The sequence below is a fragment of the Hymenobacter sp. YC55 genome, from assembly GCF_029433095.1.
In the GTDB taxonomy this organism is placed as follows: domain Bacteria; phylum Bacteroidota; class Bacteroidia; order Cytophagales; family Hymenobacteraceae; genus Hymenobacter.
In genome coordinates this window covers 2802417-2822298 of sequence record NZ_JARNTX010000001.1, presented here as the reverse complement: position 1 = coordinate 2822298, position 19882 = coordinate 2802417, and the positions used below count along the sequence as shown (strand labels likewise).

The 19882-nt window shown below is 58.4% G+C and carries 14 protein-coding genes; 10 read left to right on the top strand and 4 right to left on the bottom strand.

Going from position 1 to position 19882, the window contains the following annotated elements; genetic code table 11:
* Positions 1 to 114: 114 nt before the first annotated feature.
* Complete coding sequence (locus P1X16_RS11810) at positions 115 to 1392, bottom strand: multidrug effflux MFS transporter (RefSeq protein WP_346771244.1); 1278 nt, start codon at positions 1390 to 1392, stop codon at positions 115 to 117.
* Between the two features lie 460 nt (positions 1393 to 1852).
* Between P1X16_RS11810 and P1X16_RS11805 the strand changes: the two genes are divergently transcribed.
* Entirely contained in the window at positions 1853 to 2947 is a 1095-nt protein-coding gene (locus P1X16_RS11805; RefSeq protein ID WP_277229036.1) for an AI-2E family transporter, read from the top strand.
* Between the two features lie 373 nt (positions 2948 to 3320).
* Here P1X16_RS11805 and P1X16_RS11800 read toward each other — a convergent pair whose 3' ends face one another.
* Positions 3321 to 4742 carry a hypothetical protein gene (locus P1X16_RS11800; RefSeq protein WP_277229034.1) on the bottom strand — a complete coding sequence of 474 codons (1422 nt, stop codon included), beginning with the start codon at positions 4740 to 4742 and terminating at the stop codon, positions 3321 to 3323.
* A 546-nt stretch (positions 4743 to 5288) separates the two neighbouring features.
* Positions 5289 to 5771 carry a DinB family protein gene (locus P1X16_RS11795; protein WP_277229032.1) on the bottom strand — a complete coding sequence of 161 codons (483 nt, stop codon included), beginning with the start codon at positions 5769 to 5771 and terminating at the stop codon, positions 5289 to 5291.
* A gap of 392 nt (positions 5772 to 6163) precedes the next feature.
* On the opposite strand from P1X16_RS11795, the gene P1X16_RS11790 reads away from it, so the two are divergent.
* The gene (locus P1X16_RS11790) at positions 6164 to 7072 is read left to right on the top strand and encodes a hypothetical protein (protein ID WP_277229030.1); all 909 of its coding nucleotides are present in this window, start codon (positions 6164 to 6166) and stop codon (positions 7070 to 7072) included.
* Positions 7073 to 7190: 118 nt separating this feature from the next.
* On the top strand, positions 7191 to 9743 hold the full coding sequence (locus tag P1X16_RS11785) for an excinuclease ABC subunit UvrA (protein WP_277229028.1): 2553 nt from the start codon (positions 7191 to 7193) through the stop codon (positions 9741 to 9743).
* Between the two features lie 386 nt (positions 9744 to 10129).
* Here the strand turns inward: P1X16_RS11785 and P1X16_RS11780 are convergent, their stop codons facing one another.
* Positions 10130 to 11158, bottom strand: coding sequence for an SDR family oxidoreductase (locus P1X16_RS11780; protein ID WP_277229026.1), 1029 nt, complete (start codon positions 11156 to 11158; stop codon positions 10130 to 10132).
* 263 nt (positions 11159 to 11421) lie between these two features.
* Here P1X16_RS11780 and P1X16_RS11775 point away from each other — a divergent pair, with 263 nt between their 5' ends.
* The 7 genes from P1X16_RS11775 to P1X16_RS11745 all read left to right on the top strand — a co-directional run bounded on the left by P1X16_RS11775 (position 11422) and on the right by P1X16_RS11745 (position 19834).
* Entirely contained in the window at positions 11422 to 12237 is an 816-nt protein-coding gene (locus P1X16_RS11775; protein ID WP_277229024.1) for an alpha/beta hydrolase, read from the top strand.
* Entirely contained in the window at positions 12230 to 13438 is a 1209-nt protein-coding gene (locus tag P1X16_RS11770; RefSeq protein ID WP_277229022.1) for a PAS domain-containing sensor histidine kinase, read from the top strand. Before P1X16_RS11775 ends, P1X16_RS11770 begins: the two co-directional genes overlap by 8 nt.
* A 143-nt stretch (positions 13439 to 13581) precedes the next feature.
* Positions 13582 to 15276: an NAD(P)/FAD-dependent oxidoreductase gene (locus tag P1X16_RS11765; protein WP_277229020.1), complete on the top strand. Its 1695-nt coding sequence runs from the start codon at positions 13582 to 13584 to the stop codon at positions 15274 to 15276.
* A gap of 316 nt (positions 15277 to 15592) precedes the next feature.
* Entirely contained in the window at positions 15593 to 16225 is a 633-nt protein-coding gene (locus P1X16_RS11760) for an rRNA adenine N-6-methyltransferase family protein (RefSeq protein WP_277229018.1), read from the top strand.
* Positions 16226 to 16478: 253 nt separating this feature from the next.
* Positions 16479 to 16970 carry a hypothetical protein gene (locus tag P1X16_RS11755; RefSeq protein ID WP_277229016.1) on the top strand — a complete coding sequence of 164 codons (492 nt, stop codon included), beginning with the start codon at positions 16479 to 16481 and terminating at the stop codon, positions 16968 to 16970.
* 57 nt (positions 16971 to 17027) lie between these two features.
* Complete coding sequence (locus P1X16_RS11750) at positions 17028 to 17840, top strand: DUF3891 family protein (RefSeq protein ID WP_277229014.1); 813 nt, start codon at positions 17028 to 17030, stop codon at positions 17838 to 17840.
* Positions 17841 to 18181: 341 nt separating this feature from the next.
* Positions 18182 to 19834, top strand: coding sequence for an SBBP repeat-containing protein (locus tag P1X16_RS11745; RefSeq protein ID WP_277229012.1), 1653 nt, complete (start codon positions 18182 to 18184; stop codon positions 19832 to 19834).
* Positions 19835 to 19882: the final 48 nt, after the last annotated feature.

Here is a 19882-nt window from a genome sequence, read left to right as displayed (position 1 = left end):
TCAGCAGGCGAGACGCTACTGTCCCATTTCTCATTAGGTCCTAGACGTGGGTTAGGTTCAACCACCCCTAGCCCCTCAGATGAGGAGGGAAACTAGCTTATAGCTCCACTCTAATTAATGCACAGCTTCGGCGAGTTGCCCTTCTGCTACCGTAACGGGTGCCGTGATATTCTTGCGGCCAATCAACAGGATGAGCAACGCCAAGACGGAGGCGCCTGCCATGACCCCCACCATCGGCACGGCCGTGTGGTTGTTGAGCGCGCTTACGGCTACTGAAGCCAAGGCTCCCATGCCCATGCGAATGGCGCCCAGCAGGGCGGAGGCACTACCCGCATTTTTCTCGAATGGCGCCAATGACAAGGCCGAGGTATTGGGGTTGCTGAAACCGAGGCAGCACATGAAAAGGAATTGCAGCGCAATGGTGCCCGCCAAGCCGATCCAGCCGTTGAGGGTCAGCACCAGAAATACCACGCTGACCAGAACCTGACAAACAAGGGAGGTGTACACCAGTTGCTCGTTGGAGAAGCGCTGCAGCAGCACACTATTCACTTGGCTGGCACCAATCAAGCCGATGGAGAGGAAGGCAAAGATCCAGCCGTAGGTTTTGCCATCAACCCCGAAAATATCCATGAATACCAGCGGCGAATCGGCCACGTAGGCGAAGAGTCCGCAAAACGCCATGGCCCCTGTGAAGGTGTAGGTGTAGAACTGCGGCTCGCGTAGCACCGTCCAGAAACCCCTCAGAATGGGCAGAGGCTTTAGGGAAAGCGTGGTGTCGGGGGTATAGGTGTCGGGCAGCCACAGCACGCAGGCGGCCAGCATGGCAGCACCCATGAAGGCCAAGGCAATAAACACGCCCTGCCAGCCGAAGGCCTCGGTAACGTAGCCGCCGATGGTGGGGGCCAGCATAGGTGAGAGGCCTACTATCAGCATCAGCGTCGCGAATACCTTGGCACTGTCTTTTACCGGAAACAAGTCGCGCACCATGGCTACCGAGGCTACGCCCGCGGCGCAGCTCCCGACGGCTTGCACCAATCGTAGCGCAATCAGCCCGTCGATGGTGCGGACGGCCGCGCAGCCAACTGAGGCGACAATGTAGACGGCCAGCCCGATGTAAAGCGGCTTTTTCCGGCCGAATCGGTCGAGCAAGGGGCCGTACAAGAGCTGACCCGCCGATATCCCGATAAAGAAACTCGATAAGGAAAGCGCAACGCGGGCCGCGGTGGTATTGAGGTCGGTGGCAATGGCCGGAAAGCCCGGCAGGTACATATCAATGGAAAAAGGACCGAGTGCCGTGAGGCTACCTAAAATCAGAATGAGGAAAATGTATTTCTGCTTGGACATGAATTCTACCGCGTGCTTGTAGTGCGCCGTTAACTGAATTTTCTGCAAAAGTACCGCAACTGGTAAGCTGAAGCTATTTCCAGACTGCGCCCCCGTGCAACGTAGATGAAGTCAGGGTACGAAAGAACGAGCGCACAGTCTGGAAATAGCGTGACAAAAGCCTGTTAAGAAATTTCCTGCGTCCAGTGAAATCCTTCTTTGCGCGACACGAATAAGGTTTGAAGGCGTGGCCACGCGTGGCGCGGCCCGTGTACGCACCTCATTTTATACTTCGGTTGCCTACATCGGTACTGGCCGAGAAACTTGCCGGTGAAGTCTAGCAACGCGTGGTTGGGCTAATAGCCAAGCTGATCTATCGGCTATGCTACACTTCAGCTGGGTAGGGCTTGCTAAGGTTGAGCTAGCTGATTTTTAGGGCCTTAACTGTGCTGATTGCGGGGGGCAAAGCCTGTACTTTCCGCCCGGGGTTGCGTATCAAGGGGCATACCACTAGAGGCCACCTTAACCAATGAACGAGAACCCTAAAATAGAACTGCCCTTTTACGCCAAAGCACCCCTGGTGCTCCTGGGCCTGGCGTTGTTTGTACTAACGATTTACCTAGCCGGCGACATCCTGTTTCCGCTGTTCTTTGCCGCCATCTTCGCCATTTTGCTGCTCCCCATCGAGCAATGGCTGCTGCGGCGCCGGGTGCCCGAGCTGCTGGCCATCACCCTAACCGTACTGCTGGGAGTGGCGGTGTTGCTAGGGATACTTTACTTCATCTACCTGCAAGCCGGGGAGCTAGCCACACAGATGCCACTCTTCAAAACCAAGCTGCTACAAGCGCAGCGGCAACTGGTGGGGTGGCTCGATGCACGGTTTGGCATCACCAACGAGCGGCTGCTCGGCTGGCTCCAACAAGCCACAAGCCGCGCTACGGCTCTGGCGGGGCAGGCCCTTTCCACGGTATCGGGGCTGCTGGTAGTGTCTACATTGGTGCCGGTGTATATCTTCTTGCTGCTTTTGTACCGCGAGCGGCTCGTTAACTTCCTGATTCAGGTGTTTTCGGGTCGGCGGCACGACCCGGAGGTGGAGGAAGTGCTGCACGAAAGCAAAAGCACTATCCAAAGCTACATGACGGGCCTGCTAATTGAAGGCGCTATTGTGGCCGTGCTCAACGTAACGGGGCTGCTGATTCTGGGTATTCCGTATGCACTGCTGCTGGGCGTGCTAGGCGCGTTGCTCAACTTTATTCCGTACGTAGGTGGCCTGATTGCCATTCTGCTGCCCGTGCTGATGGCATTTATCACCAAAGAAAGCTACCTCTATCCGCTCGGGGTAGTGGGGGTGTACATGGTCATTCAGTTTATTGATAACAACCTGCTGGTGCCACGCATCGTGGCCGGCAAAGTACAGGTGAATGCCTTGGCCGCCGTGGTAGGGGTACTGGTTGGTAATGCCATCGGTGGCATTCCGGGCATGTTTTTGGCGCTGCCCGGCATGGCCATCCTTAAGATTGTGTTCGACCGGATAGAAGCCCTCAAGCCCTGGGGTATGCTGCTCGGCGACGACGACCGGCCACGCAAAGTCAAAGAAACTAATAGCAAAAAAGTGCTGACCTAGCCTCTGAAATTAGAGGTTAAAAGAAGTGACTTTCAACGCTATAAACATTAACGCCTTATCTATAGTAACGGTCATGCTGAGCGCAGCCGAAGCATCTCGCTAGTGTGGTAAACCCTTATGAGTTCAACGAGTCGAGCGAGATGCTTCGGCTTCGTTGCACTACGCTCAGCATGACCGTTAGTTTGGCAACGCCAGCACGCGAGATGCTTCGACTCCGCTCAGCATGACAGGAATGAGATGCGTTAGGGCAACGTCAGCACGCGAGATGCTTCGGCTGCGCTCAGCATGACGGCCGGTTTAATACCCTACAGCGCCCACGGGCCGCCACACGCATGCGTATGGCGGCCCGTGGGCGCTGTTTTTAAATTGACTTCTACTTAGCCGGAGTTGCCGGAGCTGGGTATTTGCGTTTCAGCCAGGCTTCCGGCACGGGCACAATGCAGATATTCATCGAGCGGTTGTCGGCCGAGAGCATGGCCGATTGGATCTGGATTTTGGTGCCGTCGGGGCTGAAGGTGGGGTGGGGGTGGTCGGCGGCGGTTTCTTTGTGGCCGGTGGTCAGCAGCAGCATTTCGCGGGTGTGCCGGTCGATGAGGTAGAGACTGCGCGAGAAATCGTCGCCGACGGCCCAGCGGCCATCCGAGGAGCCGTGTACGTGCCAGAGGCCGCTGCCGCTCGGCGTTTGGCCAGCAATGGTCATCTCGCGGGTGCGCAGGTTCACGATGCCGAGGCCAGTGGGTTTCTCGCGGGTGCCCGAGGGGCCCCAGGCGTTTTCCTGGCCGGGGTTGCGTTGGTCGGGGGTGGTAGCTTGGGCGCTGGTGCTGGCCGTGGCGTTGGCGGTTTCTTTGTTGAAGTTGATTTTGCGGTGGCCCATGATGGCAATAGCCACTTCATCGGGCGCAATAACCGCCTCGTGCGTCACCCATTCAAAGTCGGCTTCGGGGTAGAGGGGGCGCAGGCCAGTGCCATCGGCCAGCACCGTCCAGGTCCGTTGGGGCGACTTGCCGCCCGTTTCCCAACAGAAGATAATCTCGCCGGGCACCCAAGGGTTGGTTTGCACGTGCCCAATCTGGAACGGCACCGACACCACGTGTTTGATGGCCCCGGTTTTGATGTTCATGCTAGCCAGCCCCGCCGGACCCGCGCCCATGTTGCGCGGCCCAAAGGCGCTGGCAATTTTGGTGTCGGGAGGCAGATGCTTGGCGGCTTCGGCTTTGCCTACCCGGAAGTACACCACGTCTTCGTTGCCGTCGAGGGCCATGTCGCCGCCGGCGCCGATTTCGGGTGGGGTGGTGCCGCACACCCGCTGGTACACCGAGGCAGGCTGCATCTTGCCGGCTTTGCTGTCGGCGAACAGCTTGGCCAGGTCCACCTCTATGATTTGCACGCTACGGGCAGGATCGGGGGCGGCGTTGGGTGCTGTTTCGGCGCCCACGTTGCGCATGAAGTAGAGCTTCATCGACTTGCGAGCTATGTTGAGCATGCCCGTGTAGCTGCCTTCCGTCACTTGCACCATCTCGCCGGTCTTCTCGTTCACGGCCATGGCTTCCTTGGGCACGCGGCCCGAGCGAAAAATTAGCCATTGCCCATCGGAAGTCCACTGGTTGTGGGTTTGATAAATCTTGGCGTCGCCTTTGGGGGTGCTGGTCAGGAAGGTGAGCATGGTACCCGTGACAGGGTCTTTCACCACTTTGCGCTCCGAGGGAAACCGGGTGCCAATCTGGGCCGAAGCCGGCGCCGCCCATAGCAGAGCGGTGCCAAGCGCCGCAAACAAGAGTACAGAGTTGCTTTTCATAGCGCGCATTTTTGGGGTGGGGCCTTTGCCGGTTCGTGAGGGCACAGGTACCGCCTGCTTACCAGCTACCTAAAGACGCCACCTTGCGCGGCCATTCCGTCCTGCACCCTCCTGTGAAGCGCTGTAGAAACGCAACAGGTCGCGTCTCGGCGTTGCTGAGACTGATTGGCTAGACTGTTCTAGGAGGGCACTAGCTCTAAAGCTAGTCTTCCTCAGTTGCTGATGCGCATCTAGCAAGGAGGGGGCAGGGATGGTTGACCATTATCTGAACAGTTCGTTAGAACGTCATGCTGAGCTTGCCGAAGCATCTCGCGTGCTGACGTTGCAGTGCTATTGTCATGCTGAGCGCAGTGCAACGAAGCCGAAGCATCTCGCGTGCTGATGTAGGAGTGGTATATACCACACTAGCGAGATGCTTCGACTGCGCTCAGCATGACCGGTATAGTTTGACAATACTATTTATGTTGCTTGACTGGCAAAACGGTGATCAAAACAACCCGACGGCACAACTAAGCGGCTTTCAATATGCTCTAAGCGCATATGGGCTTATTCCCAATCTTTGAGCATGCGCCGCAGCAAGATGATCTGGCCGGTGTGATAGGCAGTGTGGTCGCCAATCAAGAGGGCTTCCCGGAAAAGCGTCTGGCCGGTGCCATGCGGAAAGGGTGCAAACAAGTCTTGCGAAGTGTCTTCGAGCACGCCGATAAACCGGTCCCGGTCGTGCTTGATTTGCGTTAGCGTGGCCTGCCAGCTAGCCGCGTCACCTTTCGATTCGGTCGCGGGCCAGTAGTCATCAGGCCACTTGGGCGAGGTATGATTCGGATCGAGAGAGAATTCAACAATATCCCACTGGGCAATCCGAATGTGTTCGGCCAATTGCCAAACGGTGTACGGCAGGCCCGGAACAGCCTCGTTCAACAGGTGTGGCGGAACATCCGCGCAGGCATCCTCGAAAGTAACGTGGGCATTGCCCTGCACGAGCAAGTTGCTCAATTCTTCAACCATACGTTCGCGGATTTGCTGTTCCATAGCTGCTGATGCGGTTAAGTGAAAGTGGTGTACGCAACTTCGGCAAACCAGCTGATATAGCTCTTGTTGCACGCAAAATGTGGCTACACGGAGTTGTGGGAGTAGCTTTACTGGAGGCGGAAGATTCATGCTATTGCCCCTGAAGCTGCTTTCAACCTGATACAGGATTTGGCCCTGTTGAAGTAAGAAAAGCCGACTGCTTCCTACCGATTCAAGGAAAGTCTATGCTAAGCCATGCTACATAGGAGCATATATATTTGTGCGGATTCTACTCCCGCATCGAGCTAGAATGTGGAGTAGGAGCCAATAATTCACACCCTTTCCTTCATCAACCGTTTATGCACCCCAGCCGTCACCCTTTTGCAGCCGTGTTGTTTCTTCTTACAGCTTCTATGGCTGCGGCCAACTATTTGCCGGGGCAGCCCACAGTAGCGCCTGCACCCGCAAACTTCACCGAAGGTATTATCACCACCCGTGTTTCATTACCCGGCAACCCCTTCGACAAAGTGCTAAGCCAACTCGATCCGGTGAAGGGCAACCCGCAAGAGCAGATGCAAGGCATTATTGGCGCCATGTCGCCGGCCGAACAGCAGCAAATGCAGGCTTCGGCCGAGAAGAGTCCGCCCGCTATGACGATGGGGGCCATGATGCTCCCCCGCAAAGGCACCATCTATTGCCGCAACCAGGAGGCCCGCGTCATCACCGACGCCCTAATGTACCACCTCGAAAATTACTTCAACGGTACCAAAAACACCGGCTTGCTGCTGATGGCTGCCCAAGGTCGCCCCGACCAAGTAGCCTACACCTATAATGCGGGTAGCGTCAAGAATGTGTGGCAAAGCATATCCGTCACCGAAGCGGACTACACCATGAAAACCACCGCCGAAACGGCGCTGGTAGCAGGCTACCCGAGCACGAAAACTACCTACACGCTCAAGCCGAACGCCTCTTCGGCACCCGCCGACCCCGCACTTGGAGGGATGTCGGAGAAGCCAGAAGCTCTGGACGTCTGGACCTCGCCTCAGATACCGCAGATGCTGAATTTTGCTCACCCGGTATACGTCAAGGAAAAGCAGGGCATCACGAAGCTGGTCGTTTATTTTGACAAGGAGCGCAAGCACAAGCTGCTCTATGAGTTTGCGAGCGTGCAGCTGAAGCCCGTCACGCCGCAAAACATGCAAATCAAAACCACCGGCCAAGTTCTCGACTACGGCAAGGATGTCATGCAAATAGGGGCCAAAACGTTGGCCATCATGTTTGGAGGTGGCCCTCAAAGACCTGGCAAAAGCGACGACGAGTAAGCTTGGTTTGAAGCCTCAGCGAGGCCCGGACAATCAATCCGGTGGGTTGTTCCTCGGCAGCGTTGCTTGTTTTTGCGTACCAGAGTGCACTGGCTACTTTTAAGTTGCGCGGCACTTTATGGCGAAAAACACTCAACCCAATATCCCACAAGAGTTTAGCGGCTTCGTCCACGTTCGAGGGGCGCGTGAGCACAATCTGAAAAATATCAACGTCGACATTCCCCGCGACGCGCTGGTTGTGTTTACGGGCGTGTCGGGCTCGGGCAAGTCGTCGTTGGCTTTCGGGACACTCTATGCCGAGGCGCAGCGCCGCTACTTGGAGTCGGTGTCGCCGTACGCGCGGCGGCTGTTTCACCAGATGGCGGTGCCCGAAGTGGATGCCATTGACGGTCTGCCACCGGCCGTGGCCTTGCAGCAGCAGCGCGGTACGCCCACCACCCGCTCGTCGGTGGGCAGCGTCACCACGCTTTCCAACCTGGTGCGCATGCTCTACTCGCGGGCGGGCGACTACCCGGCGGGGCGGGGCATCATCTACGCCGAAGCCTTTTCGCCGAACACGCCCGAAGGCGCCTGCCCCACCTGCCACGGCCTGGGCCGCATCTACGAGGTAACCGAACGCTCCATGGTACCCGACGACTCGCTCACGATTCGGGAGCGGGCCATTGCGGCCTGGCCGCAAGCCTGGGGCGGCCAAAACCAGCGCGACATCCTGGTCACGCTCGGCTACGATGTAGACCGCCCTTGGCGCGATTTACCCCAAAAGGACCGGGACTGGATTCTGTTCACCGAGGAGCAACCGGTGGTGCCCGTGTACCCCGGCTACTCGCCCGCCGAAACGCAGCGGGCCCTTAAGCGCCGGGAGCCGCCAAACTACATGGGCACCTTCACGAGCGCCAAGCGGCACGTGCTGCACACCTTCGCCAATACCCAAAGCCCGCTCATGAAAAAGCGGGCCTTGCAGTACATGCTCAGCACCGAGTGCCCGCTTTGCCACGGCAAGCGCCTGCGGCCCGAGTCGTTGTCGGTGACGTTTGCGGGACTGGATATTGCCGAGCTGTCGTATCTGCCGCTGAAGCGGGTGGCAGGCTTGCTGAAGCCCTACGCTGATGGTACGGCGGCGAGCCGAAAAAAGCACGATGCTGCGCACCCCGAGCAAGTTATTGTTGCGCAGCGCATCGCCGCTGACCTGTGCGCCCGGCTGGCCGTGCTGCTGGATTTGGGGCTGGGCTATCTGGCGTTGGAGCGCAGTACGCCCACGTTGTCGCCGGGTGAATTGCAGCGGCTGCGGCTGGCCACGCAGTTGTATTCCAACTTGTTTGGGGTGGTGTATGTACTCGATGAACCCTCGGCTGGCCTGCACCCCTCCGACACGGAAGCCTTGCTGGCGGCTCTTGCCGCGCTGAAGCGGGCGGGCAACTCGTTGTTTGTGGTCGAGCACAACCTGGACGTGGTCCGGCAGGCCGACTGGCTAGTAGACGTGGGGCCAGCCGCCGGCGAGCAGGGAGGGGAGGTGCTCTACAGCGGCCCACCCGCTGGTTTGGCCGACGTGCAACCCTCGCAGACCCGGCGCTACCTGTTCACTGCCGACAACAAATCGACAGCGCATGGGCCGCGCACCCCTACCAGCTGGCTGCAACTGCAAGGCGTCACGCGCAACAACTTGCAGCAGCTTGACGTGGCCTTCCCGCTGGGCGTGTTTACCACCGTCACGGGCGTATCGGGGTCCGGCAAGTCGAGCTTGGTAAGCCAGGTGCTGGTGGAGCTGGTGGCCGAGCAACTGGGCCTCGACGTGACAGCCAGCGAAGAAGACGAGGCCGACCCGCTGGAGCGCGCCGCACTTCCCGAAACCGGGGGCCGCATCGTGGCCGGCATGGAGCACATCAAGCGGCTAGTGCGCGTCGACCAGAAGCCGATTGGCCGCACGCCGCGCTCCAATATGGCCACCTATACCGGCCTCTTCGACCACGTACGCAAGCTGTTCGCCGCTACCCCCGCCGCCCGCAAGCGCCGCTACGACGCTGGCCGCTTCTCGTTCAACGTAGTGAAAGGCCGCTGCGAGAACTGCCAGGGCGAAGGCTTTGTGATGGTGGAGCTGCTGTTTCTGCCGAGTGTGTACGCGCCGTGCCCCGTATGCCACGGCGCGCGCTACAACGCCAAAACCCTAGAAGTCACGTACCGCGACAAAAACATTGCGGAAGTATTGGGCTTGACTGTGGATGCCGCCTGGGAGTTCTTCGCCGATGAGCCGCCCGTACACCGCGCCCTCACGGTGCTGCGCGAAGTCGGCCTGGGGTACCTGCGCCTCGGCCAGCCCGCCACCGAGCTATCGGGCGGCGAAGCGCAGCGCATCAAGCTGGCCACTGAGCTACAGCGCGCCCAACGCGGCAACTCGCTCTACGTCCTCGACGAGCCCACCACTGGCCTGCACCCCGCCGACGTGGAAAAGCTGCTGGTCCAACTCAACGGCTTGGTAGAAGTCGGCAACACCGTCATTGTGGTGGAGCACGACATGCGCGTAGTAGCCGGCAGCGACTATGTGCTCGACATGGGCCCCGGTGCCGGCGACGAAGGCGGCCAAGTGGTAGCCGCCGGCACGCCCAAGCAAGTCATCAACACCAAAGGCAGCCGCACCGCCCCGTACCTGGCGCGTTTCCTAGGAAACCAGAGCTAGGGTACACGTAAGGGCCCCCTTGCAGCTGTGTAGAAGGATTTTAGTCTACGTAAAACATTTGTCATGCTGAGCTTGTCGAAGCATCTCGCGTGCTGAGGTTGCCAAACTATATCGGTCATGCTGAGCGCAGCCGAAGCATCTCGCTCGACTCGTTGCAATGGCTAAAGGGTGTACCACACTAGCGAGATGCTTCGGCTGCGCTCAGCATGACAATACCGCTACAACGTCAGCACGCGAGATTCATTGATTTTGTCTACTGCTTATCCTTGGCTTGATGCGCCACATGCTCAGCATGACGGTCGAGCGTTTTACTTGCTATTTGCTGTTCTCACAGGCTAGCTCAGGTTGATGACCGAAGCATAGTAGACTAAGGTTTGTAGCCTGTCTCATTCCGCAGAAGTGGTTGCTGCTGGCGAGGGTGAAGTTGAACGTTGCCGCAAGGCGTAGAAGCCTGCAGCGGCGGTTGCCAGAGCTACGGCGGCGTTTAGCCACTTCGAGTTGGAACTACCGGAAGAGGAAGCTGGCCGTCGCCAGCCGCCTGATATGTCTGTGCCGTGGCGGGCGGGAGTAGGCGTGAAGAGGCTGCCGTCGGAGATGGGTGCACGCTCCGCTTGCTGCAGATACAGCTTAAGCAGCCGCATACCGCTCCAGCGGGTGGCGGCAGGGGCTAGGTTGTAAATCAACCGAAACGCCGAAGCTGTCCAGCCGACCATTGTGGTAGGGCGGGGGTGACGAACCAGCTTCACGATGGTATCGGCTACTTTCTGCGCCGGAAAAACGGGTGGGGCAGGCTTGATGACGCGACCAGTATAGTTGGCGCCGTGCTGAAAGCCGGGCGTGTCGATGTAGGCGGGGTGTACGTCGCAGACGTGGATGTGCGGCTCGGTGCTTAGCTCGGTACGCAAAGTATCCATGAGGCCGCGCAAGCCGTATTTGCTGGCGCTGTAAGCCACGGTGTAGGGCTCGGGCAGCCAGGCACCCAACGATATGACGTTGATGAGCGTGCCCTGGCGCTGCCGCCGGAAGATGGGCAGCACAGCGTAGGCGCCGTACAGGTAGCCAAACAAGTTGATGCGCAACACCTGCTCGTGGGTCGCCAGCGGAATAGCTTCAAACGGCCCAATGGCGCCCCCTCCGGCGTTGTTGACCCACACATCAACCCGCCCCCCAAACGCAACGGCGGCTTCGGCCAGGCGCTGCACGGCGTTGGCATCCGTAACGTCGGTGGGAACGGCCAGGGCCTCGGCGCCTACCTCTTCACATTCGGCTACCACTTCGGCCAGAACGGCGGCCCGCCGGGCGGCCAAAACCAAACGAGCCCCCTGGCGCGCAAAAGCCAGGGCCGTTGCCCGCCCAATGCCGCTGGAAGCGCCGGTGATAACCACGGTGGTGTGGTGCAAAGAGTTGTTTTTCATACGCTGAGAAAGCCAAGTAAGACGTCCGTTGTATACCGCATGCTTCGTGCTCGAGTTGTAGCCGAGCAGCCACTTGCGGCATCATTTTTTAAATCAAACCGGTGGCAAATAGTCGAGCGCTGGCGCCTGCCGCCTGGCAGTGTTGCGTTAGGCGGCAATACGTAACTAATTGTAACTGCTACCTTAGGGCCGAGAGATGGTGCCGCCAACCTCGGTCGTAGCGCCGTCAGGCTTCAAGGACTTGTTATGCGGATTAAGGGAAGATGGATATTCTAAAGCGTCATCATGTTTCCATTTCCGGGGCGGGAACACAGACGATGGTGTTTGTGCACGGCTTTGGTTGCGACCAGCGGATGTGGCGGCGCGTGACGCCGGCTTTTGAGAGCAATTACCAAGTGGTGCTGCTCGATTTGGTGGGGGCAGGCAAGTCAAACTTGAAAGCCTACGACCCCGAGCGCTACAGTTCCTTGGTGGCGCATGCCGAGGATGTGCTAGCCGTGCTGCGCCACTTACACCTGCACGATGTGGTAGTGGTGGGCCATTCAGTTGGCGCCACCATTGCTATGCTGGCCGCTATCGAAGAGCCAGCGCGCTTCCGCCAACTGGTGCTGGTAGCGCCTTCGCCCCGCTTCATCAATGATGTGGGCTACCACGGCGGGTTCGAGCGGTCCGACATCGAGGAGCTGCTGGCCGCCATGAACGACAATTACCTGGGCTGGTCGAGTACCATAACCCCGGTTATTATGGGCCACCCCGACCGGCCCGAGCTGGCTACCGAGCTCAACAACAGCTTCTGCAGCACCGACCCCACCATTGCTCGGCATTTCGCCCGCGTCACGTTCCTGTCCGACAACCGCGCCGATCTGCCCTTGGTGCAGACGCCGAGCCTGATTCTGCAATGCGCCAACGACGCGCTAGCGCCTTTGGCGGTGGGCAAGTATATGCACCAGCAACTGCCTGACAGCGAATTAGTGATAATCGACACCTCGGGGCACTGTCCGCATTTGAGTGCGCCGGAGGCTACAATCTCGGCAGTTAGTCGTTTTATCGATTTCACGCGTATCCCTACCTATGAGTAACGCTGACGATGAGCGGCTACCCGAGTTGGACCTACGCCTAACGGAGGAGAACCTCAATGATTTCTACGAGCACGCACCCTGTGGCTACTGTTCCTGCCTGCCCGATGGTACGCTCGTAAAGGTCAACCAAACCTTGCTCGATTGGCTCGGCTATACGCGCCAGGATTTAATAGCTCGTCAGTGTTTGCAGCAGCTGCTGACTATTGGGGGGCGCTTGCACTACGAAACGCACTGCGCGCCCTTGCTGCTGTTGAAGGGCCAGGTGCGGGAACTCAGCTACATGCTGCGGCGCAAAGACGGCACCACGCTGCCCGTCCTGATGAACTCGGTGCTGCTGCGTGATACCAACGACCAGCCGCTAGTCGTGCGCGTCACCTTGTTCGACATTACCGACCGGCGCAAGTACGAGCAGGAGCTACTGCGAGCGAAAGCGGAAGCCGAGCAACAACGCGAGCAACTAGCCCGGGCCAACGAGCAGCTGGCCAGCGTCAACGAGCAACTGCTGGTGAAAAACGAGCAGCTCACCCGCATCAATGCCGACCTCGACAGCTTTGTGTACACGGCCTCGCACGATTTGCGGCAACCCATCGACAACATGGCGGGGCTCTTTGCCGAGTTCAAGCGCAGCGCCACCATTCATGATGCCGAGGCCGCGGGCATGATGAAGATGTTTGAAGACGCTCTGCAACAGATTCTGGGCACCATTGAGAGCTTAACGGCCGTGGTGCAGCAGCAGCGGGAGCTAGAGCAGGTGCCCGAAGAGGCCGTAGCCTTGCAGCCCCTTACCGAAGAAATTGTGCGTGTGTTGCAGCCCCAAGGCCAAAGCGGGGCTTTCACGCTGGACTTCACGGCCGCGCCCACGCTGCGGTTGGCCCGACCCAGCTTGCACAGCATGCTCTACAACTTGCTCAGCAATGCCCTCAAGTATGCCGAGCCCAGCCGCCCCCCAAGCATCCAAGTAAGCACGGCGCTGGCCGACGGAGTTTCGGTGCTCAGCGTGCAAGACAACGGCCGCGGCATCGACCTGAACCGCCACGGGTCGGAGCTGTTCCAGTTGTTTCGGCGTTTTCACCCCGAGGTAGCGGGGGCCGGTATGGGCTTATACTTGGTCAACCGCTTGGTAAATCAGGCAGGCGGGCGCGTGGAGGTGGATAGCACGGTGGGGCAGGGCAGCACATTCCGCATCTACCTACCCCGCTAACTGGCCGTGGTAGCGCCGCGTTGCTGAACCGGCATAGAATTACAATTCGAAGAAGCTGACACTATTTGTGCCTTTGCTTAGGTCTATTCATTCAAGGATTATTTATTTTTATTTTTCTATACCCCACCCTTATTCCGAACTCTATGGAGCAACCTTCTACCCCCAACTTCAAAGCCCGTACTCCTTTGCTACGGGCCCTGCAACGGGCTTTCGGGCTGGCTGTGGCCGCCAACGAACCGGGCGCCCCCACAGCCGAAGAGCTGGCCGACCTGGCCACTAGCCAAAGCCGGCGCGACTTTCTGGCCACTACCGCCAAACTGGGCCTGCTGGTAGGTGCCGGAGGCCTGCTGGCCGCTTGCGAAGCCGAGGTAGCAGAACCTACTGGGCTCGATACACACGCTACCTTCGATGCCAAAGGATTGCAGCCGCGCATTGTGATTGTAGGGGCCGGTATGGCCGGCTTGAACTGTGCCTACCAGCTGCGCAAAGCCGGTTTGCGCGCCCAGATTTACGAGGCCAGCAACCGTACCGGTGGGCGCATCTTCACCCAGACCGACCTAATGGCCCCCGGCCTCACCACCGAGCTAGGCGGCGAGTTCATCGACAGCGGCCACCGCGACATGCTGCAACTAGTCCGGGAGTTCAGCCTGCCGCTCCTCGACGTGGAGGCCCCCAGCGAAACCGTACTCCGAAAGGATGCCTACTTTTTCAACGGCCAGCACTACACCGTAGCGCAGGTGATTCAGGCATTCCAGCCGTATGCCCGCCAGATAACGGCCGATATCCGCGCCCTGCCCAACACCATCACCTACGACAAGCTAACCCCCGCCGCGGCCCGCTTCGACCAACTCTCCATTGCTGGCTATTTCAATTCATTGCAGATGACCGGCTTGATTCGGGAGCTGCTGGACGTAGCCTACCTCACCGAATACGGCCTGGAAATAACCGAGCAGTCGGCCATCAACTTCCTGTGGCTGTTTTCCTCCGACACGCACAAGGGCACCTTCGACATCTTCGGGGAAAGCGACGAGCGGTACAAGATTCAGGGCGGCAACCAGCGCCTCACCGATGCCCTGACGCAGCAGCTCCCCAACCAAATCCAGCTCAACCACAAGCTGCTGCAAATCACGCAGAACGCGGCCAAGGAATACGTGCTGACTTTCCAAGCGGGCTCCAGCCAAACCCTAGTGGTAGCCGACTACGTGGTGCTTACCATCCCGTTTACGGTGCTCCGGCAAGTGAATTTGCAAGTGCCGCTACCGAGTTGGAAAACCAACGCCATCCAACACCTCGGCTACGGCACCAACGCCAAGCTGTTCCTTGGCTTCAACAGCCGCCCCTGGCGCAAAAACGGGTACACGGGCTACCTCTTTTCCGATACACCCGTGCAAACCGGTTGGGACTCGGGGCAATTGCAGCCCACCACGCAGTCGGCCTACACGGTGTACTTGGGTGGGCAAGAAGGGCTAGCAGTAGGTCAAGGCACACCAGATTCGCAAGTGAGCCGCTACTTGCCGGCACTGGAAGCTGCCTGGCCAGCCGCTAAAGGGCAGTACAATAAACGAGTGGAGCGTATGCACTGGCCTACGCACCCGTACACGCTGGCTAGCTACGCTTGCTACCGGCCCGGGCAGTTCAGCACCATTGCCGGGGCCGAGCGCAAACCCGTCGGCAACCTGTTTTTTGCCGGGGAGCATTGCAGCGCCTGGTACCAAGGCTACATGAACGGTGCCGCCGAAACCGGCCGCATGGCCGCCGATGATGTACAAGCCGCGTTGCGTGGTACCCGCACCGCCTTGCAGCGTCGGCTGAGGCAGCGGAAGTCGGCACTAGTATAGCGGTGCTGCGCCGCCGGCAGGGCCGGTCGATACGCAAGGGTACTCTATGTGGGTGCCCTTGCATATCGGCTGGCCCTGCTTGCGGATTACGGAAACCTCAACCCCGTTTTCTGCTGTGGAAAAGTAGGTTTTGTAACGAGTTGTGTCCGTGACGGAAGACTTTTTCAAGCACAAGCGTGGTAGGTGCTTGAGCTAGACAGTAGCTGCTAAGGATGGCGCGCGTGGCAAGCTGAACCCTATACCTCCAAGTAAAATAGGCCGTACAAGCTGCTGAGGCCACTTTGCTGGCTGTCATCCACTCTAGTCACTGCCACGCATGCTACCCATACCTTCTTTTGTAGGCGAGTTTTTTCGCAACCCCGCCACGGTCGGCTCCCTGATACCGAGTTCCAAGGAGCTAACCAATAAAGTAACCGAGCCCATCGACTTTGCCAATGCTAGCTGCATCGTCGAGTACGGCCCTGGCACGGGGGTATTTACCGACATTCTTATCCAGCGCCGCAAAGCAGAAACGGTGGTTGTGCTGGTTGAAGTGAACCGGCGGTTTGCGCAGCTGCTCCGGGAACGGTACGCCGGCCAACCGAATGTGCACGTCTTCCACGGTTCCGCCGACCAAACCGGGCAGTATTTGCAGAAGATAGGCTTCGTCGGCCAGGTCGACTATGTGTTGTGCGGCCTGCCTTTTTCGTCGCTGCCCCGGCGCTTAGGCTGGCGCATTCTCGAGCACACCCGCCAGATCTTGCTGCCGTCTGGCAAGCTTATCCTTTTTCAGTATTCCCTCCAGAATAAGAGACTGTTCGGTAAGTTCTTCCATCAGCTCGATGAGGCCCATGTCCTGCTCAATTTACCTCCGGCTTACGTGCTGGTGTACGAGCCAACTCCTGAGGTGCCAACTGCTCCGGCCCGGGCAGAACAGGAAAAACTGGTGAGCAGCAACGCAGGTAGCTGAAAGCCCGACTCCAATCTTTTAGCGCCGGGGTTAAGCCTAGTTGAAGCTAAACGCTGAGCGTGCTTCTGGTTCTGCTACAAGCTGGACGCTAGCGGGTTAGCAGTGTTTTTATCTAAACTACCGGGACGTGTCGACGTAGAGGACAACAGGCAGAGTGTTGAATCAGCGACGAGCACGACGGCAACATTCGATACTCTCAAAGCTCCTTATCCACGCATAACGTTGGGCGAAAGCCGGGCGAGAACAAGGTATTATGACAGGCAAAAACATTCTTTACGGGCTGGCAGCCGGTGCTGCCGGAGTGGCCGCCATGACGCTGGCCGAAAAAATCGAGCAGCAATTCACCAAGCGCCCCGATTCGTACGTGCCTGCTCACGTGCTGGAAAAGCTACTCGGGTTGCAACACAAGCCCGACGAACAACGGCTGGGGCTGAACTGGACCATGCACTGGGGCCAGGGCATTTTGATGGGAATTGCGCGGGCTATGATGGCCGAGCGCGGCCTGCGCGGGCCAGTAGGCTCCTTCCTGTTTATGAATTTGCGCCTGCTCAACGACCAGACGCTGGAAAATGCCACCGGCGTAGGCGCGCTGCCCTGGACCTGGCCCCGCGACGAGCAAGCCATCGACCTACTCCACAAAGGCATCTACGCCTTTACCACCGGCGCTGTTCTCGACAAGCTTATTCCTGGTCCTGACCAAACGCCCGTGCCCCGCGAAGGCTGGACGATGGGGGAGAAGGCCTAACGAAGCGTTGGCAACTGGTCTGCCTCTGCGTAACTGGTTTTGCCAGCAACATCCCATATGATTGTCAGGGAAACCCCTTCCAGCTTCTACTACATCAACCAGCACGATCATGCGCGGGTGGCCGGTGTGCTGATCGAGCACTGGCAACCCGCCTACTTCGAAGGCGCGGCGCTGCGGCCCGAAGTGGAGCTGGCAATTCAGCAACACGACCGGGGGTGGATTCCGCTGGATGCCGCGCCAAGCTGGAACGAGCAAACCCAAGCGCCTTATTCCTTTCTTGATTTTCCGGCGGAACCCAAAGTCCGCCATTACCAGCAGGGCATCACCGAGGTAGAGGACATGTCGCCCTACGCCGGGCTGCTGTGCAGCCTGCACTACACAAGCTTCCCTGACCTAGCCAAAACCGAAGTAGGCCAGCACTTTCTTGCAGCCGAGGAGCAGCGCCAGCAACGCTTGCAGCAGGCGCTTGGCCTGAGCACAAACGCGCAGCAGCATATTCTCGACTTCCATGTGCAACTCCTGAAGTTCGCCGACCGGTTGTCGCTTTACTTCTGCCTCAATGAGCCCGGCGCCGACAAAGCCCACGAGCACCCCTGGTACCGCGACGGTATTCCGTTTTCCGACTTCTTTCCCTTCACCCATCACCAACTGGTGCAGGCGCATTGGCTAAGCAGCAACCAAGTGCGAGTACAGCCCTTCCCCTTCGACGAGCCTTTCAGCATCAAGCTTCGCTACAAGGAATTGCCGAAAGAGCACCTCGCTGCCGTGGGACTAGCAGACTGTTTTCAACAAGCACCAACGCAGGTGTTGGAAGTACATATCGCAGGGCAGGCTTGGGACAGTGAAGCTTGTTGTTACAGGCCCGTCTGAGTTTTCGGCACTCAACAGCTCTAGTGCGCTGAATTGCAGTGAGAAGGGATAGACAAAATCAAGGTATTTGATTGGAAGAATCTAGAATGTGATTCTGTAGGAGTAAAATTCTTTTTAATGCTCTATATGAGGGTATGAGTTGTATTAATCCAGTATACTGTTGGGCTTAAGCTGTGTATAAACATTCGTGATTTTGTCCTAATCGGATTTTTATTCTTACTTTGATCCTAGTATATCACCTTATTATATTGTACTTATGTAGGAAGATTGGATTTAAGACAACTTTCTTTTTGCAATCCGTATACGCCCTCGAACGATAGTATTCCTTTAGCCTTTATTCTATGAAGCACTTTTCTACCCACTTTTTATCGTTAGCAGCCGGCTTGTTGGTTTCTGTATCAACCTTACAGGCCCAGTCCATTGGCATCCAGCAGGTTTGGGCTACTCCTTATACCAATAGCAAGGCAGGCGACAACAACGACGTGGCCAAAGATGTGGCCGTAGACGCGGCCGGCAACGTGTACGTGACCGGCTACTCGCTCGGCAGCGACAACCTGTACGACTTTATCACCACCAAGTACTCGGCCAACGGCCAGCAACTGTGGGAAGCCCGCTACAACGAGCCCGGCAGCCACTACGATAAGGCAACTAGCGTGGTAGTAGATGCGGCAGGCAATGTGTACGTGACGGGTGCCAGCCACACCGATTATGTTACCATCAAATATTCTACTATCGGTCAGCAACTCTGGACCGCCCGCTACAACGGCCCTGGCAACGGTAACGATGAGCCTACTGACCTGGTCCTAGATGCGGCCGGCAACGTGTACGTGACGGGCGCTTCGGTTGGAGCTGGTAGCGGCAGCGACTACGCCACGCTCAAGTACGACGGCGTTAGCGGCAAGCAGCTCTGGGTTACGCGCTACAACGGCGCGGGCCGCAGCGAAGATCAAGCCAGCTCTCTGGCGCTCGACGCCGCTGGCAACGTGTACGTGACGGGTTCTTCCTACGGCTACTCCGATTATGTGACGCTTAAGTACTCGGCTACTGGCCAACAGCTGTGGGAAGCCCGCTACAACGGCATCAGCAACGGCGGGGGCTCGGCTACCGACATGGCCGTAGATGCCGCTAGCAACGTGTACGTGACGGGCTATTCCTTTGGCAGCAGCACCGGCTACGACTACGTTACGGTGAAGTACTCGGTTACCGGCCAACAGCAGTGGGCGAGCCGCTACAACGGAACCAACGGCCGCAACGATTGGGCCACCAACCTCGCCGTAGACGCCGCCGGCAACGTGTTCGTGACGGGCCGCTCCTACAGCGGCGCCAGTCTGAGTTCCTCCGACTACGCCACGCTCAAGTATTCGGCTAACGGTCAGCAACTGTGGGAAGCCCGCTACAACGGCTCGGGCAACGGCGCCGATGTAGCCACCGACCTCGCCGTAGACGCGGCCGGCAACGCCTACGTAACCGGCTACTCCGACAGCAGCAACAGCGACAGTTACGATTATGCCACGCTCAAATATGCTGCTACCAGCGGCCAGCAACTCTGGCACATTCGCTACAACGGCGACAGCAACGGCGTAGACCAAGCCAACAGCATTGTAGTAGACGCCGCGGGCAACGTGTACGTAACCGGCTCCTCGGTAAGCAGCGGCACCAACTCCGACTATATCACCGTCAAATACGCTCAGACGGGTTCTTCCCCGCTGGCGGCTGCCCCGGCACAGAAGTCGCTAGAGGAACTAGCGGTGTACCCCAACCCAACTGCCACGCAAGCCACTGTGAGTTTCCGCGCGCTTGCGAGTGGGGCGGCGCAGGTGCAAGTCTACAATCAGCTTGGGCAACAAGTAGCCACCTTGTATCAGGGCACGGTGAGCCAAGGCCAGCGCTACACGCTGCCACTCAATAGCCAGACGCTGGCTTCGGGTTTGTACACCTGCTCTTTGCTAGTGAACGGCCAACGCGAATCTGTTCGGTTACACGTCGCGCATTAGCCTTAGTCAACTGCTTGCGAAAAAGGCGCCCTCAAACTCGAGTTTGAA

Bases quoted from the DNA above. Each gene is read 5' to 3' on its own strand.
- P1X16_RS11805 (WP_277229036.1), top strand. From the start codon at position 1,853: ATGAACGAGAACCCTAAAATAGAACTGCCCTTTTACGCCAAAGCACCC.
- P1X16_RS11800 (WP_277229034.1), bottom strand. From the start codon at position 4,742: ATGAAAAGCAACTCTGTACTCTTGTTTGCGGCGCTTGGCACCGCTCTG.
- P1X16_RS11795 (WP_277229032.1), bottom strand. From the start codon at position 5,771: ATGGAACAGCAAATCCGCGAACGTATGGTTGAAGAATTGAGCAACTTG.
- P1X16_RS11790 (WP_277229030.1), top strand. From the start codon at position 6,164: ATGGCTGCGGCCAACTATTTGCCGGGGCAGCCCACAGTAGCGCCTGCA.
- P1X16_RS11785 (WP_277229028.1), top strand. From the start codon at position 7,191: ATGGCGAAAAACACTCAACCCAATATCCCACAAGAGTTTAGCGGCTTC.
- P1X16_RS11780 (WP_277229026.1), bottom strand. From the start codon at position 11,158: ATGAAAAACAACTCTTTGCACCACACCACCGTGGTTATCACCGGCGCT.
- P1X16_RS11775 (WP_277229024.1), top strand. From the start codon at position 11,422: ATGGATATTCTAAAGCGTCATCATGTTTCCATTTCCGGGGCGGGAACA.
- P1X16_RS11770 (WP_277229022.1), top strand. From the start codon at position 12,230: ATGAGTAACGCTGACGATGAGCGGCTACCCGAGTTGGACCTACGCCTA.
- P1X16_RS11765 (WP_277229020.1), top strand. From the start codon at position 13,582: ATGGAGCAACCTTCTACCCCCAACTTCAAAGCCCGTACTCCTTTGCTA.
- P1X16_RS11760 (WP_277229018.1), top strand. From the start codon at position 15,593: ATGCTACCCATACCTTCTTTTGTAGGCGAGTTTTTTCGCAACCCCGCC.
- P1X16_RS11755 (WP_277229016.1), top strand. From the start codon at position 16,479: ATGACAGGCAAAAACATTCTTTACGGGCTGGCAGCCGGTGCTGCCGGA.
- P1X16_RS11750 (WP_277229014.1), top strand. From the start codon at position 17,028: ATGATTGTCAGGGAAACCCCTTCCAGCTTCTACTACATCAACCAGCAC.
- P1X16_RS11745 (WP_277229012.1), top strand. From the start codon at position 18,182: ATGAAGCACTTTTCTACCCACTTTTTATCGTTAGCAGCCGGCTTGTTG.